General features: G+C 65.0%; 13 protein-coding genes. 1 reads left to right on the forward strand and 12 read right to left on the reverse strand.

All coding sequences use genetic code 11. The annotated features are described in order from the left end of the window. Window positions 1-4: 4 nt before the first annotated feature. Together argJ and secA are read right to left on the reverse strand one after the other, a co-directional pair. Entirely contained in the window at window positions 5-1,246 is a 1,242-nt protein-coding gene (gene argJ, locus U5A52_RS37015; RefSeq protein WP_321939019.1) for a bifunctional glutamate N-acetyltransferase/amino-acid acetyltransferase ArgJ, read from the reverse strand. A 117-nt stretch (window positions 1,247-1,363) separates the two neighbouring features. Continuing rightward, entirely contained in the window at window positions 1,364-4,168 is a 2,805-nt protein-coding gene (gene secA / locus U5A52_RS37020; protein WP_321916775.1) for a preprotein translocase subunit SecA, read from the reverse strand. A 362-nt stretch (window positions 4,169-4,530) separates the two neighbouring features. Here secA and U5A52_RS37025 point away from each other — a divergent pair, with 362 nt between their 5' ends. Next, the gene (locus U5A52_RS37025) at window positions 4,531-5,004 is read left to right on the forward strand and encodes a DciA family protein (protein WP_321916776.1); all 474 of its coding nucleotides are present in this window, start codon (window positions 4,531-4,533) and stop codon (window positions 5,002-5,004) included. A 114-nt stretch (window positions 5,005-5,118) separates the two neighbouring features. Here the strand turns inward: U5A52_RS37025 and lpxC are convergent, their stop codons facing one another. The 10 genes from lpxC to murD all read right to left on the reverse strand — a co-directional run bounded on the left by lpxC (window position 5,119) and on the right by murD (window position 16,822). Next, a complete protein-coding gene (gene lpxC / locus U5A52_RS37030) occupies window positions 5,119-6,036 on the reverse strand; it encodes a UDP-3-O-acyl-N-acetylglucosamine deacetylase (RefSeq protein ID WP_321939033.1) in 918 nt (305 codons plus the stop codon). A gap of 259 nt (window positions 6,037-6,295) precedes the next feature. Further along, the gene (locus U5A52_RS37035; protein WP_321916778.1) at window positions 6,296-6,805 is read right to left on the reverse strand and encodes a peroxiredoxin; all 510 of its coding nucleotides are present in this window, start codon (window positions 6,803-6,805) and stop codon (window positions 6,296-6,298) included. A gap of 271 nt (window positions 6,806-7,076) precedes the next feature. Next, window positions 7,077-8,279 (reverse strand): cell division protein FtsZ, encoded by a 1,203-nt coding sequence (gene ftsZ, locus U5A52_RS37040; protein ID WP_321916780.1) that lies wholly within the window; start codon window positions 8,277-8,279, stop codon window positions 7,077-7,079. Window positions 8,280-8,418: 139 nt separating this feature from the next. Further along, a complete protein-coding gene (ftsA, locus tag U5A52_RS37045; RefSeq protein WP_042270315.1) occupies window positions 8,419-9,651 on the reverse strand; it encodes a cell division protein FtsA in 1,233 nt (410 codons plus the stop codon). Window positions 9,652-9,678: 27 nt separating this feature from the next. Further along, on the reverse strand, window positions 9,679-10,434 hold the full coding sequence (locus tag U5A52_RS37050; protein WP_321916781.1) for a cell division protein FtsQ/DivIB: 756 nt from the start codon (window positions 10,432-10,434) through the stop codon (window positions 9,679-9,681). A 60-nt stretch (window positions 10,435-10,494) separates the two neighbouring features. Then, window positions 10,495-11,448: a D-alanine--D-alanine ligase gene (locus U5A52_RS37055; protein WP_321916783.1), complete on the reverse strand. Its 954-nt coding sequence runs from the start codon at window positions 11,446-11,448 to the stop codon at window positions 10,495-10,497. A 5-nt stretch (window positions 11,449-11,453) separates the two neighbouring features. Continuing rightward, window positions 11,454-12,848: a UDP-N-acetylmuramate--L-alanine ligase gene (gene murC / locus U5A52_RS37060; RefSeq protein WP_321916785.1), complete on the reverse strand. Its 1,395-nt coding sequence runs from the start codon at window positions 12,846-12,848 to the stop codon at window positions 11,454-11,456. Beyond that, complete coding sequence (murG, locus tag U5A52_RS37065; protein ID WP_321916786.1) at window positions 12,845-13,948, reverse strand: undecaprenyldiphospho-muramoylpentapeptide beta-N-acetylglucosaminyltransferase; 1,104 nt, start codon at window positions 13,946-13,948, stop codon at window positions 12,845-12,847. Before murG ends, murC begins: the two co-directional genes overlap by 4 nt. 94 nt (window positions 13,949-14,042) lie before the next feature. After that, the gene (gene ftsW / locus U5A52_RS37070; RefSeq protein WP_233882959.1) at window positions 14,043-15,308 is read right to left on the reverse strand and encodes a putative lipid II flippase FtsW; all 1,266 of its coding nucleotides are present in this window, start codon (window positions 15,306-15,308) and stop codon (window positions 14,043-14,045) included. Continuing rightward, on the reverse strand, window positions 15,305-16,822 hold the full coding sequence (murD, locus tag U5A52_RS37075; RefSeq protein WP_321939021.1) for a UDP-N-acetylmuramoyl-L-alanine--D-glutamate ligase: 1,518 nt from the start codon (window positions 16,820-16,822) through the stop codon (window positions 15,305-15,307). Before murD ends, ftsW begins: the two co-directional genes overlap by 4 nt. Between the last annotated feature and the right edge of the window lie 7 nt (window positions 16,823-16,829).

Consider the following 16,829-nt stretch of genomic DNA (forward strand, 5'->3'; position numbering starts at 1 on the left):
GCAGTTATGAACGATAGTCGGCGTTGATGCTCACGTAGTCGTGCGAGAGGTCGCAGGTCCAGATCGTGGCCTGCGCATCGCCACGGCCGAGCAGCACGCGGATCAGGATCTCGCTCTTCTTCATGACGCGCTGGCCGTCCTCTTCGCGGTACGCCGGGTTACGGCCGCCCGCCTTGGCGACGAGCACGTCGTCGAGATAGAGGTCGATCTTGTCGACGTCGAGGTCCGTCACGCCCGCGTAGCCGATCGCGGCGAGGATACGGCCGAGGTTCGGGTCCGAGGCGTAAAACGCCGTCTTCACGAGCGGCGAGTGGCCGATTGCGTAGGCGATCTGACGGCACTCGGCCACGTCCTTGCCGCCTTCCACCTGCACGGTCATGAACTTGGTCGCGCCTTCGCCGTCGCGCACGATCAGTTGCGAGAGTTCCTGGGCGACGGCCGTCACGGCGTCGCGCAGCGCGGCGTAGGCGGGCGCGTCCGTCGACGTGATCGCGGGCAGGCTCGACTTGCCCGAGGCGATCATGATGAACGAGTCGTTGGTCGAGGTATCGCCGTCGATCGTGACGCAGTTGAACGAGCGGTCGGCCACGTACTTCACGAGCTCGTCGAGCACAGGCTGCGCGACGTTCGCGTCGAAGGCGAGGAAGCCGAGCATGGTCGCCATGTTCGGCTTGATCATGCCTGCGCCCTTGCTGATGCCCGTGAACGTGATCGTGTGGCCGTCGATCACGACCTGGCGCGACACGGCCTTCGGCAGCGTGTCGGTCGTCATGATCGCCTGCGCGGCGTCGTACCAGTTTGCGGCCTTGCGGTTCTCCAGCGCGGCGGGCAGGCCCGCCTTCAGACGGTCGATGGGCAGGGGCTCGAGAATCACGCCCGTCGAGAACGGCAGCACCTGCGAGGACTCGAGGCCCGCGAGGCGCGCGAGTTCATCGCAGGTCTCGCGCGCATGCTTCATGCCCGGCTCGCCAGTGCCGGCGTTCGCGTTGCCGGTGTTCACCACCAGCGCGCGGATACCCTTGCCGCCTGCGCGCACCTTCGCGAGATGCTCGCGGCACACCGTCACCGGCGCGGCGCAGAAGCGGTTCAGCGTGAACACGCCAGCCACGCTCGCGCCTTCGTCGACGGAAATCACCAGCACGTCCTTGCGATTGGGCTTGCGGATATTGGCTTCCGCCCAGCCGAGCGTCACGCCGGCGACCGGATGAAGTTGAGCGGGATCAATCGAGGGGAAATTGACAGCCATGGTGGCGACCTGTCGAAAAGGCGATGCCGGCCAAGGCGCTGGAGCCTGGCCGGCATCGGGATTCAAAACGCAAGGCCCGCCAGAAGGAGCGGGCCACCGGAATCTATTAAGCCTGCGTCACGCGATCTTGCCGTGACACTGCTTGTACTTCTTGCCGCTGCCGCACGGGCACGGATCGTTGCGGCCCACCTTGGGCAGCTCGCCGCCCACCGGCGGCGTGTGGCTCATGGCCGCGCCCACCATGGCGGCGGCGGCGTCCGCGGCCACCGGTGCGGCACCCGCGGGAGCCGATGCTGTGTCGGCTTCGGCGAATTCGGCATGGCGGAACTCGACGTTCTCGACGTGATGGCCCTGCTCTTCGATCTGCTCGGCCGCCTGTTCGAGCTGCTCCGGCGACTGGATCTGCACGTTCATCACGATACGCGTGACTTCGAGCTTCACGGCTTCGAGCATGGCGGCGAACAGTTCGAACGCCTCGCGCTTGTACTCCTGCTTCGGGTTCTTCTGCGCATAGCCGCGCAGATGGATGCCTTGACGCAGATGGTCGAGCGCCGCGAGGTGTTCGCGCCAGCTGCGGTCCAGCGTTTGCAGCATGACCGAGCGCTCGAACGCGCTGAACGATTCGCGGCCCACGAGCCCGACCTTCTGCTCGTACGCTTCGTCGCCGGCGGCCTGCACCGCTTCGAGAATTTCATCGGCGTCGATCGACGACGACTCGTTGATCATCTCCTGGATCGCGAGGTCGAGCTGCCATTCGTTGCGCAGCACTTCTTCGAGCTCGGGCACGTCCCACTGCTCTTCGATACTGCCGTGCGGCACGAACTGGCGCACGATGTCGGTGATCACGCCATGACGCATCGCGCCGATCGTTTCGGTGATGTCATGCGCTTCGAGCAGTTCGTTGCGCTGCTGGTAGATCACCTTGCGCTGGTCGTTCGACACGTCGTCGTATTCGAGCAGCTGCTTGCGGATGTCGAAGTTGCGCGCTTCGACCTTGCGCTGAGCCGACTCGATCGAGCGCGTGACGATGCCCGCCTCGATCGCCTCACCTTCCGGCATCTTCAGGCGGTCCATGATCGCGCGCACGCGGTCGCCCGCGAAAATGCGCAGCAGCGGGTCTTCGAGCGAGAGATAGAAGCGCGACGAACCCGGGTCGCCCTGACGGCCCGCACGGCCTCGCAGCTGGTTGTCGATCCGGCGCGACTCGTGACGCTCGGTGCCGATGATGTGCAGGCCGCCAGCGGCCTTCACCTGATCGTGCAGCGTCTGCCACTCGTCGTTCAGTTGCTGGATGCGGCGCGCCTTTTCGTCGGCGGGAATGGCATCGTCGGCTTCGATGAACGCCGACTGCTTCTCGACGTTGCCGCCGAGCACGATGTCGGTACCGCGGCCCGCCATGTTGGTGGCGATGGTCACGCGCTGCGGACGGCCGGCTTCAGCAACGATCGCGGCTTCACGCGCGTGCTGCTTCGCGTTGAGCACTTCGTGCGGCAGAGCGGCCTTGGTCAGCAGGTTCGAAAGCAGTTCGGAGTTTTCGATCGACGTCGTGCCGACCAGCACCGGCTGGCCACGCTCGTAGCAGTCGCGGATGTCGCGAATCACGGCGTCGTAGCGCTCCTTCGCCGTCTTGTAGATCTGGTCCTGCTTGTCGATCCGCTTGGGCGTGCGGTTCGTCGGGATCACGACCGTTTCGAGGCCGTAGATCTCGTTGAATTCGTACGCTTCGGTATCGGCCGTACCCGTCATGCCCGAAAGCTTCGCGTACATGCGGAAGTAGTTCTGGAACGTGATCGAGGCGAGCGTCTGGTTCTCGCTCTGGATCTTCACGTGCTCCTTCGCTTCCACGGCCTGGTGCAAACCGTCCGACCAGCGGCGGCCGGCCATGAGACGGCCGGTGAATTCGTCGACGATGATGACTTCGCCGTTCTGCACCACGTAGTGCTGGTCCTTGTGGAACAGCGTGTGGGCGCGCAGCGCGGCGTACACGTGGTGCATCAGCGTGATGTTCTGCGGCGCATAGAGGCTTTCGCCCTGGCCGATCAGGCCCCACTCGGCGAGCATGCGCTCGGCCTTCTCGTGGCCCGATTCGGTCAGGAAGACCTGACGCGCCTTTTCGTCGAGCGTGTAGTCGCCCGGCTTTTCCACGCCCGTGCCGTCGGCCTTCTCTTCGCCGATCTGCTGCTCGAGCAGCGGCGGCAGTGCGTTCATGCGCACGTAGAGTTCGGTGTGGTCTTCGGCCTGGCCCGAGATGATGAGCGGCGTACGCGCTTCGTCGATCAGGATCGAGTCCACCTCGTCGACCACGGCGAAGTTCAGCGCGCGCTGCACGCGCGCCTCGGTCTCGTAGACCATGTTGTCGCGCAGGTAGTCGAAGCCGAACTCGTTGTTCGTGCCGTAGGTGATGTCCGCCGCGTAAGCTTCCTGCTTCGTCGCGTGGTCCATCTGCGACAGGTTGATGCCGACCGAGAGACCGAGGAAGTTGTAGAGGCGCGCCATCCATTCGGCGTCGCGCTGGGCGAGGTAGTCGTTCACCGTCACCACGTGGACGCCGCGGCCCGACAGCGCATTCAGATACACGGGCAGCGTGGCGACGAGCGTCTTGCCTTCGCCGGTGCGCATTTCAGCGATCTTGCCGTAATGCAGCACCATGCCGCCGATCAGCTGCACGTCGAAGTGGCGCATCTTCAGCACGCGCTTGCTCGCCTCGCGGCAAACGGCGAACGCCTCGGGCAGCAGTTCGTCGAGCGAGGTGCCTTTGGCCACGCGCTCGCGGAACTCGACCGTCTTCGCGCGCAGTTGCTCGTCGGTGTACTGCTCGATCTTCGGTTCGAGCGCGTTGATCGCCACGACCGTCTTCTGATATTGCTTGATCAGGCGCTGATTGCGGCTGCCAAAGATTTTCTGTAAGAAACCGGTGGTCATCGGATCGGTGTCTGCGTCGCGGCTTCGGCCGGGATTCCTGAGGGTGGGTTCAGCGGGTCGTGCAACGTCTACCGACGTCGGCACTACGCATCCGGACCGGAGGGACCTCGGCGGCTTTAGCCCAAAATTGGTGGATTCGAATCGGGCATTTTAGCACGCGCCCTCTCACCCGCCTGTGTCAGCGCGAAGACGGCTCTGGCGCGTGCGATGCCCGCACGGACGGCCTTCCCGCCGTGCGGCGAAGGGCCGCGATGCGGCCCTGGCCGAATGGCCTGAAGGCGCTTGAATGAGCGATGCGCAGGCTACAATGACAGCATCGCAGGCAACGAGACGCCGCTTGCGCTCTCCCATCCTTACGCCACATGAGCCGTTTCTCGCCGTTTTCAAGGTCCAGGGCACCACGCGCCCCGCAGCCGCTCGCCGAAGTGCTGAGCCGCACGGACGCGTTCGCGCCGCTGCGCGCCGGCGTCGAGCAGATCGCGGCGATCCAGCGCGACCTGAACGCCTTGCTGCCCGACTATCTCGCGGCGAGCGTGGAACCCGGCTTCATCAAGGACGGCACGCTGGCCCTTTTCACTGCGCACAATGCGCTCGCGGCGCGGCTGCGGCATCTGGAGCCGCGGCTCGTGGCCGACCTGCAGGCGCGCGGCTGGGCGTTGAACACCGTGCGCATCCGTGTGCGCCCGCAAGCCGTGAAAGATCCCGCTCCGCCCAAGCAGGCGCGCATGTCACCGGCTGGCGCAGCAGCGCTCCAGGCGCTCAGCGAAACGCTCGAAGCGTCGCCGCTGCAAGCGGCCCTCGCGAAGATGGCGGCGCGCCACACGAAAAAGCGCTAATCCGGCGGGCGCAAATCTTACGAAACTGCGCTCACGGCACTGCACTGCAAAGCGCACAAAAAGAAAAAGGGCAGCTTGAAGCTGCCCTTTTTACTGGCAAAACGCGCCTGAAACTCAGGCGAATGCCGTCTGCGCCTCGTAACCGAAGCCGCGCGGCGCCTTTTGCGGATCGTCGAACGTGACGATCTCGTAGGCGTCCTCATTCGCGAGCAGCTCGCGCAGCAACGCGTTGTTCAGGCCGTGGCCCGACTTGTACGCGTCGTATGCCGCCAGCAGCGGATGGCCGACCACGTAAAGGTCGCCGATCGCGTCGAGCATCTTGTGCTTCACGAACTCGTCGTCGTAGCGCAGGCCGTCGTTGTTCAGGATGCGGTACTCGTCCAGCACGATCGCGTTGTCCATGCTGCCGCCGCGCGCGAGGCCCAGCTCGCGCATCATCTCGACTTCATGCGCGAAGCCGAACGTGCGGGCGCGCGCGATTTCGCGCACGTACGAGGTATTCGCGAAGTCCACTTCGAGCGCCTGCCCCGTCTTGTCGACGGCCGGGTGGCGGAAGTCAATCGTGAACTTGAGCTTGAAGCCGAAGTAAGGCTCGAGGCGTGCGAACTTGTCGCCGTCGCGGATCTCCACCGGCTTCTTGACCTTGATGAACTTCTTCGGAGCGTTCTGCTCCTCAATACCCGCCGACTGGATCAGGAACACGAACGAAGCCGCGCTGCCGTCCATGATCGGAATTTCTTCGGCGGTCACATCCACATAGAGGTTGTCGATGCCAAGGCCTGCGCAGGCGGACATCAGGTGCTCGATCGTCGAGACACGTGCGCCGTCTTTCTGCAGCACCGAGGCGAGGCGAGTGTCGCCGATCGCCATCGCCGATGTGGGGATGTCAACCGGCGTCGGCAAATCCACGCGCGAAAACACGATGCCCGTGTTCGGCGCCGCCGGACGGAGCGTCAGGTCGACCTTGCGGCCCGAGTGCAGGCCGATGCCGACTGTCTTCACGATTGATTTGATGGTTCGCTGCTTCAACATGGTCTTCTTGCTCATTGAAAATCCCAATCGGGATTTTTTAACTCATAGCACGAATTATACTCCAGTTGCACCGAGTCCGTTGTTTTCACCGGCGTGACAAACTGTTTCCCTGTATTACCCACCAGGGATGGACCGCGGGCCGATGCCCGGAACGGAGGCGTTCCCGGGGTGATCGGCCCGCTGGGCTCACGTAACCGCCTGTCACATTTGCGCCGCAGGTGCGCGTTGCATCAGGGCAACGCAGCGCCCGCAAACGCGCTCATGGGCGGGTCAACGTGACAAGTATGCTCGCAGCATCGCTCACTTCGAACTTGCCGGGTGCTTCGAGGTGCAGCGTCTTGACCACGCCGTCGTCGACCACCATCGCATAGCGCTGGGAGCGGATTCCCATGCCACGCGCCGACAAATCCTGCTCCAGTCCGAGTGCACGAGTCAACGCTGCGCTGCCGTCGGCCATCATGCGTACCTTGCCCGAGGTACGCTGATCGCGTCCCCACGCGCCCATGACGAACGCGTCGTTGACGGACACGCACCAGATCTCGTCGACACCGGCCGCGCGCAGCGCGTCAAAGTGTTCGACGTAACCCGGCACGTGCTTCGCAGAGCACGTAGGCGTGAATGCGCCAGGCAATCCGAAGATCACCACGCGCTTGCCCGCCGCTTCCTTTCGCACGTCGAAGCTGTTAGGCCCCAGCGTGCAACCCTCGCGTGCGTCTTCGACGAACTCGAAGAGGGTCGCTTCGGGCAGCGTTTCACCCTGTTTGATCATGACTCGTCCTTCGCAACGATGTTCAAGCTTGTTCAAGCCTCATGCGCTTACAGATTGCAATGTTGGGCAACGATGTACTCCAAGGTTACACAGGTTCGCCCGGCGACACCGCGCCTGTCCCCCACGCTCAACGCGTGGCGGGCAACCGTCCCTGCCGCGCATCCTCGCGGATGCGGCCTTGCTGGTCTTGCTCGCCTTCATTGCACCGCCGCGCACTATCTGTCTGCGGGCGAGGGCAACGCGTGCCCTGCCGCAGTCAGATTGGCTCGCGTCAGTCCGCCTGCTTGCGCAGGAACGCCGGGATATCGTACGTGTCGACGCCCTTTTCCTGCAGCGCCTGCACGTGCGAAGCCGCGGTGTCGCGCGACGTGCGCCACACAGCCGGCGTGTCGAGCGCGCCGTAGTCGGCCGTGTTGCCGTGGCCGCTGTGCTGCGGTGCGTACGCACCTGCCGCAGCCGGGATCGGCTGATTGTCCGTGCCCGTGCGCAGCAGTTGCATCGGCGCGGCTTGCTGCTTCTTCGCAGCGCGGCCAAGGCCCGTTGCCACCACCGTCACGCGCAGCGCGTCGCCCATCGCGTCGTCGTACACCGCACCGAAGATCACCGTTGCGTCTTCTGCCGCGTAGCTCTTGATGGTGTTCATCACTTCGCGAGTTTCCGACAGACGCAGCGAACGGCTCGACGTGATGTTGACCAGCACGCCGCGCGCGCCCGACAGATCGACGCCTTCGAGCAGCGGGCTCGCCACGGCCTGTTCCGCCGCGAGGCGTGCGCGATCGACGCCGGCAACCGTCGCCGTGCCCATCATCGCCTTGCCTTGCTCGCCCATCACCGTCTTCACGTCTTCAAAGTCGACGTTCACGAGACCGTCGACGTTGATGATTTCGGCGATACCGGCAACTGCGTTGTTCAGAACGTCGTCCGCGCACTGGAAGCACTTGTCCATCTCGGCGTCATCGCCCATCACGTCGAACAGCTTGTCGTTCAGGACGACGATCAGCGAGTCGACGTGATCCTCCAGTTGCTGCGAGCCGGCTTCCGCCACGCGCATACGCTTGCCGCCTTCGAACTCGAACGGCTTGCTCACCACGCCAACGGTGAGAATGCCCATTTCCTTGGCGATTTGAGCGACGACCGGAGCTGCGCCCGTGCCGGTGCCACCGCCCATGCCGGCGGTGATGAAGACCATGTGCGCGCCGCGCAGTGCGTCGGCGATGCGCTCACGGGCTTCTTCAGCGGCCGCGCGACCCATCTCCGGCTTTGCACCGGCGCCGAGGCCCGTGTTGCCGAGCTGAATCACAGCCGATGCACGCGAGCGCGAGAGCGCCTGTGCGTCCGTGTTCATCACGATGAAATCGACGCCTTGCACGCCGCGGTTGATCATGTGCTGCACGGCATTGCCGCCAGCACCACCAACGCCTACCACCTTGATGATGGTGCCGTTGGTTTCCGTTTCCAGCATCTGGAATTCCATGTTGCCTCCGTCAAGAAAAAGATTCCGCTCCTCGGCCGTTATCCAGTGGAAGATCGGGCAACCTTCCACTGCGCGCTAGCCGCCGTCACCAGCGCGATTTTTCGAAGCTTGTACTTCGCCTTCTGTCCTGCGCCTGCTTTTAGAAGTTGCCGAGGAACCAGTCCTTCATGCGTGAGAAGACCTGACCCATCGACCCCGACTGCACTGCAACCTTGCGCCCGCGCATGCGCTGCGAGCGGCCTTCGACGAGCAAGCCCATTGCCGTCGAGTAGCGCGGATTGCGCACTACGTCGGCCAGACCGCCCGCGTATTCCGGCACGCCAATGCGCACCGGCTTCAGGAAAATGTCCTCGCCAAGCTCCACCATGCCCGGCATCATCGCGGCGCCGCCCGTGAGCACGACGCCCGAGCTCAGCAGTTCTTCGTAGCCCGACTCGCGCACCACCTGCTGCACGAGCGAAAACAGCTCTTCCACGCGCGGCTCGATCACGGCGGCGAGCGCCTGGCGCGACAGCGTGCGCGGACCGCGCTCGCCAAGACCCGGCACTTCGATCATCTCGTCCGGATCGGCGAGCGCCTGCTTCGCGATGCCGTAGCTCACCTTGATGTCTTCCGCGTCGGGCGTGGGCGTGCGCAGCGCCATGGCGATGTCGCTCGTCACCTGGTCACCCGCGATCGGGATCACCGCGGTGTGGCGAATCGCACCTTCGCTGAAGATCGCGATGTCGGTCGTGCCGCCGCCGACATCGACGAGCACCACGCCCAGTTCCTTCTCGTCCTCGGTCAGCACCGCCAGCGACGACGCGAGCGGCTGCAGAATGAGGTCGTTCACTTCAAGCCCGCAGCGGCGCACGCACTTCACGATGTTCTGTGCCGCGCTCACCGCGCCCGTCACGATATGCACCTTCACTTCCAGACGGATGCCGCTCATGCCGATCGGCTCGCGCACATCTTCCTGGCCGTCGATGATGAATTCCTGCGTGAGGATATGCAGCACCTGCTGATCGGTCGGGATGTTGATCGCCTTCGCCGTTTCGATCACGCGCGCGACATCGGCCTGCGTGACTTCCTTCTCCTTGATGGCGACCATGCCGCTCGAGTTGAAGCTGCGAATGTGGCTGCCCGCAATGCCGGTGAATACGTTAGTGATCTTGCAGTCGGCCATGAGTTCCGCTTCTTCGAGCGCTCGCTGGATAGACTGCACAGTGGCCTCGATGTTCACCACCACGCCCTTCTTGAGACCTTTCGATTCGCTCTGGCCGAGACCGATCACTTCGTAGTGGCCTTCGCCCTTTAGTTCGGCGACGACGGCCACCACCTTCGACGTCCCGATGTCGAGGCTGACCAGCAGATCCTTATAGTCTTTACTCATATCGTGCTCGTTGCGTGTGATGTCTTGTTACTTCTTGCCCGGAGCGGGCGTGTCACTGATGAAGCGCATGCCGGCCGCTCTTATCGCAAACCCATTCGGATAACGCAAGTCCGCGTATTCGATCTCTTTGCCCCAACGTTGCGTGACTGCCGTCCATGCCGCGATGAGGCGGTGCGAACGCTCGCTCAATGTGTCGGCGTTGCGCTCGCGGCCCAGCTCCAGCTGCATGCCGTTCGAGAGCTTCACCGTCCACGCGTAGCGCGCCGAGAGCGTCACCTCATCGGGCGTGAGCCCGATTGGCGCGAACCACTTCTCGAGATCCCGGTAGCGCGCGACCACTTCGGGCGCGGTACCGTCGGGGCCATCGAACGCGGGCAGTTCTTCGTCGAGCTCGCCCTGGTTCGCCGTGAACAGCTCACCGTCTGTGCTCACGAGCTGATCGCTGCCCCACGTGCCCAGCGGTTTGTACTCCTCGAGCGTGACAGCCAGCGCGTTGGGCCACACGCGGCGCACGCTCGCGTGGCGCACCCACGGCATCTGTTCGAACGCGGCGCGCGCCGCATCGAGATCGACTGTGAAAAAGTTGCCCTTCAGCCGGCCAACGACGCTTGCGCGCACGGTGGGCGAATTGATGTGCTCGGTGTCGCCCTCGATGCGGATCTCTCGCAGCGCGAAGTTCGGTCGCTGCACGAGCCAGTAGCAGCCAGCCGCCAGAAGCGCGAGCGCAAGCAGCGCGTGCAACGCGTTGGCGGCAAGGTTGAGCTGGCGTACGTTATTCCACATTTCGAGATTGTCGGGTTAATACGGGTTCGGCAATTCGTCGGTCAGCGATTATTTAGGGGTTCAATCTTTCAGCGTCAGCGCAAGCACGCGCACCACGAGGTCGCGATATTCGATGCCCACCGAGCGCGCGGCCTTCGGCGGCAGCGAGTGATCGGTCATGCCGGGCGCCGTGTTCACTTCGAGGAAATACGCGTTGCCTGCGCCGTCCATCATGAAATCGGCGCGGCCCCAGTCGGTGCAGCCGAGCACGTCGAACGCGCGGCGCGCGAGCTTCTTCAGTTCCGCTTCCTTCTCGGGCGCAACGCCACAGGGAATCAGATACTGCGTCGTGTCGAGGATGTACTTCGCGTCGTAGTCGTAGAACTCGCCCGCCGGCACGATCTTGATGATCGGCAGATCGAGGTCGCCCGCGATGCACGCGGTGTACTCGCCACCGCCTTCGATGCTCTTTTCCACCAGCACGATCTTGTCGAACTTCGCGGCTTCTTCGAGCGCCGGCACGAGTTCGGCTTCGGCCTTCACCTTGATCACGGCCACGCTCGAGCCTTCGCTCGCGGGCTTCACGAAGAGCGGCAGGCCGAGCTTCGCGACGATCTGCGGCGCGCGCGCTGCGTAGTCGTCGCCGCGCAGCACCGCTTCGAACGGCGGCGTGGGAATGCCGAGCTGCTGCCACACGAGCTTGCTGCGGAACTTGTCGAGCCCGAGCGCCGAGCCGAGCACGCCCGTGCCCGTATAGCGGATGCCGTAGAAGTCGAGCGCGCCCTGGATCTGCCCGTTCTCGCCATAGCCGCCATGCAGCGCGTTGAACGCGCGCACGAAGCCTTCTTCTTTCAACGCCGAAAGCGGACGCACGGACGGATCGAACGGATGCGCGTCGATGCCGGCGCTCTGCAGCGCCTGCAGCACCAGCGTGCCCGACTTGAGCGACACCTCGCGCTCGGCGGACACGCCGCCGAACAGCACGGCTACCTTGCCAAATTGCTTCGGATCGAAATTGGGATCGATACTGCTCATGTCACTCACGCCTTCTGTTCCTGAGCTGCGATCCGGCCCGGCACACCGCCGATCGAACCCGCGCCCATCGTAATCACCACGTCGCCGTCGCGCACGACTGCCGCGAGCGCCTCCGGCACTTCATCCACGGTCTCGACGAATACCGGCTCGACCTTGCCCGCCACACGAATCGCGCGTGCGAGCGCGCGGCCATCCGCTGCGACGATCGGCGCTTCGCCGGCCGCATAGACATCGGTCAGCACGAGCGCGTCGACGGTCGAGAGCACGCGCACGAAGTCTTCGAAACAGTCGCGCGTGCGCGTATAGCGGTGCGGCTGGAACGCCAGCACGAGACGCCGGTCGGGAAACGCGCCGCGCGCCGCTGCTATGGTCGCCGCCATTTCCACCGGGTGATGGCCATAGTCGTCGATCAACGTCCAGGCGCCGCCGCCGTTGACGGGGATCTCGCCATAGCGCTGAAAACGACGGCCCACGCCGTTGAATTCCGCGAGCGCGCGTTGAATGTCGGCGTCCTTCACTTCGAGCTCGGTCGCGATCGCAATCGCGGCCAGCGCGTTCTGCACGTTATGCGTGCCCGGCAGGTTCAGCACGATGTCGAGCGACGGCGCGTCTTCGCGCATCACCGTGAAGTACATCTTGCCGTCGCGCGCGACAACGTTCACCGCGCGTACCTGCGCGTCGGACGCGAAGCCGTAACGGATGATCGGCTTCGAGACGAACGGCAGAATCTCCTTCACGTTCGGATCGTCCACGCACAGCACGGCAATGCCATAGAACGGCAGGCGGTGCGTGAATTCGATGAACGCCTGCTTCAGGCGCGCGAAGTCGTGCCCGTAGGTGTCCATGTGATCGGCGTCGATGTTCGTAATGACTTCGATCACCGGGAAGAGGTTCAGGAACGACGCATCGGATTCATCGGCTTCCGCCACGATGAAGTCGCCCGTGCCGAGACGCGCGTTCGCGCCCGCGCTGATGAGCCGCCCGCCGATCACGAAGGTCGGGTCGAGCCCGCCCGCCGCCAGCACGCTCGCCACGAGCGAAGTCGTGGTGGTCTTGCCGTGGGTGCCCGCAATCGCGATGCCCTGCTTCAGGCGCATCAGTTCCGCAAGCATCACGGCGCGCGGCACGATGGGAATGCGGCGATGGCGCGCCGCGAGCACTTCGGGGTTGTCGCTGCGCACCGCGGTCGAAACGACCACGGCATTGGCGCCTTCGATGTTCTCTTCGGCATGGCCGATCGCGATGCGCGCGCCGAGCGCGGCGAGTCGATCGGTGACCGCGTTCTTCGCGAGGTCCGAGCCGCTTACCTGATAGCCGAGATTGACGAGCACTTCGGCGATGCCGCTCATGCCCGCGCCGCCGATGCCGACGAAATGGATATGTTTGACGATGTGTTTCATTGCTTTCCTCCCGCACTTACGCCCGCCACGGCCGCGCAGATGCGCGCGACCTGATCGGCGGCGTCGGGTTTCGCGAGCGCGCGGGCGCGCCCGGCCATTTCCGCCAGCGATATTCTGGTCTGATGCCGCAACCAGTCGGCGAGTCCTTCCGCCGTCAGGTCGCGCTGTTGCACCACGAGCGCTGCGTCCTTGTCGGCAAGGAACGCGGCGTTGGTGGTCTGGTGGTCGTCCACGGCGTAGGGGAACGGCACGAAGCATGCCGCCACGCCCACTGCCGCGATCTCGGCCACCGTCATTGCGCCCGAACGGCAGACCACGAGGTCCGCGTTCCGGTACGCGCTCGCCATGTCGTCGATGAACGGCACGAGCTGCACCGTGTCATTCAGTTCGAGTCCGGCGTCGAGATAGTTTTGACGCAAGGCGTCGATGTGCTTCGCGCCCGCCTGATGCACGATGTGCGGGCGCTCTTCAGGCGCGAGCAGCGACAGTGCGCGCGGCACCACTTCGTTGAGCGCCGTGGCGCCGAGACTGCCGCCCACCACGAGCACGCGCAGCGGACCGCTGCGCGCCGCATAGCGCGCCGCCGGGGCGTCGACGTGTTCAAGTGCCTCGCGAATCGGGTTGCCCGTCCACTCGGCGTTCGGGAGCGCGCCCGGAAACGCCACGAGCACACGCTTGGCCAGCTTCGCGAGCACCTTGTTCGCGAGACCGGCAATCGAATTCTGTTCATGCAGCACGAGCGGACGGCCCGAAAGCGCGCTCATCACGCCGGCCGGGAACGTGATGTAGCCGCCCATGCCGAGCACGACATCGGGCTTCACGCGGCGCAACGCCGCGAGGCTTTGCATGCACGCGCGCAGCAGGTTCAGCGGCAACATCAGCTTGGTCTTGATGCCCTTGCCGCGCACGCCGCCAAAGCGCACGTATTCCATCGTGATGCCGTGCTTGGGCACGAGCGTCGCTTCCATGCCTGCGGGATTGCCGAGCCACACCACGCGCCAGCCCCACTGCTCCATGCGATGCGCGACGGCGAGACCCGGGAACACGTGTCCCCCGGTGCCACCGGCCATCACCATGAGCGTGCGCGTTGCTGCGGTCATACTTTGCCTCCACGCATCAACATGAATGACGAAAAATACGCTTTGGCTGCGGCGCTGCGCGCCTTCGCCGAAATCGTGCGCTGTTGCATGGGGGTCATACCTTCCCCCCACGCATCAGCACACGATTTTCATAATCGACACGCAGCAGCAACGCCACTGCGACGCAGTTCAGCAAGATGCCCGAGCCACCGTAGCTCACGAGCGGCAGCGTCAGCCCCTTGGTCGGCAACAGTCCCAGATTCACGCCCATATTGATGAAGGCTTGCGCGCCGAACCACACGCCAAGACCTTTGGCGACGAGGCCCGCGAACGTGCGGTCGAGCGCGAGCGCCTGGCGGCCGATCTCGAACGCGCGGCGCACGATCCAGTAGAACAGCAGGATCACGACGAGCACGCCGACAAAGCCGAGTTCCTCGCCGATCACGGCGAGAATGAAGTCGGTGTGCGCTTCCGGCAGATAGTTGAGCTTCTCGACGCTGCCGCCGAGACCCACGCCGAACCATTCGCCGCGGCCGAACGCGATCAGCGAGTGCGTGAGCTGGTACGCCTTGCCCTGCGCGTAGCGGTCGTCCCACGGATCGAGGTACGCGAAGATCCGCTCGCGGCGCCACGGCGACGCCCACACGAGCAGCGTGAAGGTGCCCACCGCCGTGGCCACGAGGCCGCCGAACAGCTTGCCGTTCACGCCGCCGAGGAACAGCACGCCCATGGCAATCGCAGCGATCACCATGAACGCACCCATGTCGGGCTCGAGCAGCAGCAGCGCGCCGACCACGCCCACGGCAAATGCCATAGGCAAGAAGCCCTTCGCGAAGCTATGCATGTACTCCTGCTTGCGCACCGTGTAGTTCGCCGCGTAGATCGTCACGGCGAGCTTCATGATTTCCGACGGCTGCATATTCGTGACGCCGAGCGGAATCCAGCGCCGCGCGCCATTGACGCCCTTGCCGATGTGCGGAATCAGCACGACCACCAGCATGGCGAGCGCGATGAGAAAGAGCTTCGGCGCGTAGCGGTCCCATGTGGAAACGGGAATGCGGAACGCGATGAGCGCCGCGACCGTGGCGATCGCGAGCGAAACGATGTGGCGCACGAGAAACGCCCAGTCGCGGTACGAGGCGTACTTGGGCGAATCGGGCATGGCGATCGAGGCCGAGTAGACCATCACGACGCCAAGGCCGAGCAGCGCGATCACGGCCCAAAGCAGCGAGTGATCGTAGTCGAGCATGCGCGAGCGGCCGGGACGCACGCCGTTGACGACGCTCGCAAGGCCGCCCGAACGCGCGCCGCCGCCCGACGAACCGCCGGCCTGGCCGCCTTCGCGCGAGAGGCGCGCACCGAATCGCTCGGACCAGCTCATATCATCGTCCCCCGTTCTGCGGCGATTTCTTCCACCGTGTCATGGAACACAGCTGCGCGATGGGCGTAGCCCTTGAACATGTCGAAGCTTGCGCACGCAGGCGAGAGCAGCACGACGTCGCCGGGTTGCGCAAGCGCCGTGGCCGCGCGCGTGGCTTCTTCGAGCGTCGCGTGGTCGCTCATTGCGATGCCCGTTTCTTCGAGCGCCGCTCGGATCTTCGGCGCGTCGCGGCCGATCAGCATCACGGCGCGGCACCAGCGCGCAACCGGCGCCGCGAGCGGACCGAAGTCCTGGCCCTTGCCGTCGCCGCCGGCGATCAGCACCGCGCGCTGCGCGAGGCCGTCGAGCGCCGCAACCGTCGCGCCCACGTTCGTGCCCTTGCTGTCGTCTACGTAGTCGATGCCGTCGATCGAAGCGATTAGCTCCACGCGGTGCGGCTCGCCGCGATATTCGCGCAGGCCATGGAGCAGCGGCGCGGGCGCGAGGTCGATCGCGCGCGTGAGCGCGAACGCCGCGAGCGCGTTCGCCGCGTTGTGCAGGCCGCGAATGCGCAGAGCGTCGGCGGGCATGAGACGCTTCATGCCGAGATTCACCGGCGCCGCTTCCTGCTGCTTGCGGCGACGCGGGGACAGAGGCACGTCAGCCGGGTCGAGATCGTGAGCCTGCACGAGCCACTGCATGCCGTTCTCGCGCAGCAGACCCAGGTCGCCGTCGCTCTCGGGCTCGTTCAGGCCGAAGGTCACGACCTTCGCGTCGCCACTCGCCTTCACGTTCGCGAGCGACATGACGCGCGCGTCGTCGCGGTTCAGCACACGCGTCGTACGCGGCCCGAAGATGCGGCCCTTCGCGGCAGCGTAGGCGTCGAGCCCGCCGTGCCAGTCGAGGTGGTCCTGCGTGATGTTGAGGACCGCTGCGGCGTCCGGCTCGAACGTATGCGCCGTCTCCAGCTGGAAGCTCGACAGCTCGAGCACCCAGACATCGGGCAGCGCGGTGTTGTCGATGGCTTCGGCGAGCTTGTCGAGCATGGCCGGGCTGATGTTGCCTGCCACCGCCACGCGCTTGCCCGCACGCTCGCAGAGCATGCCGGTGAGGCTCGTCGTGGTGGTCTTGCCGTTCGTACCTGTGATCGCCAGCACCTTCGGTGCGTAGCCGCTCTCGCCGAGATGACGCAGCGCCTGAGCGAAGAGTTCGAGTTCGCCCCACACTTCGATGCCGCGCTCGCGCGCCGCCGCGATCAGCGGCACAAGATCCTCGGCGAGCGGCGAGAGACCCGGGCTGATCGCCACGAGTTCTACGCCGTCGAGCAGCGCGGTCGTGAACGGGCCGCCCGTGAAATCGGCGTCGATGCCGCGCGCGGCGAGTTCCGGCAAGTTCGGCGGCGCTTCGCGCGTGTCGGCAATGCGCAGGCGGCAACCATGCCGCGCGCACCAGCGCGCCATCGCGAGACCCGATTCCCCGAGTCCCAGCACGAGCACCATCGGCTTTTGCCGATCCCGAAACTTCTCGCCAAACATCGCTTGC

Source organism: Paraburkholderia sp. J8-2 (assembly GCF_905220195.1).
Lineage (GTDB): Bacteria > Pseudomonadota > Gammaproteobacteria > Burkholderiales > Burkholderiaceae > Paraburkholderia.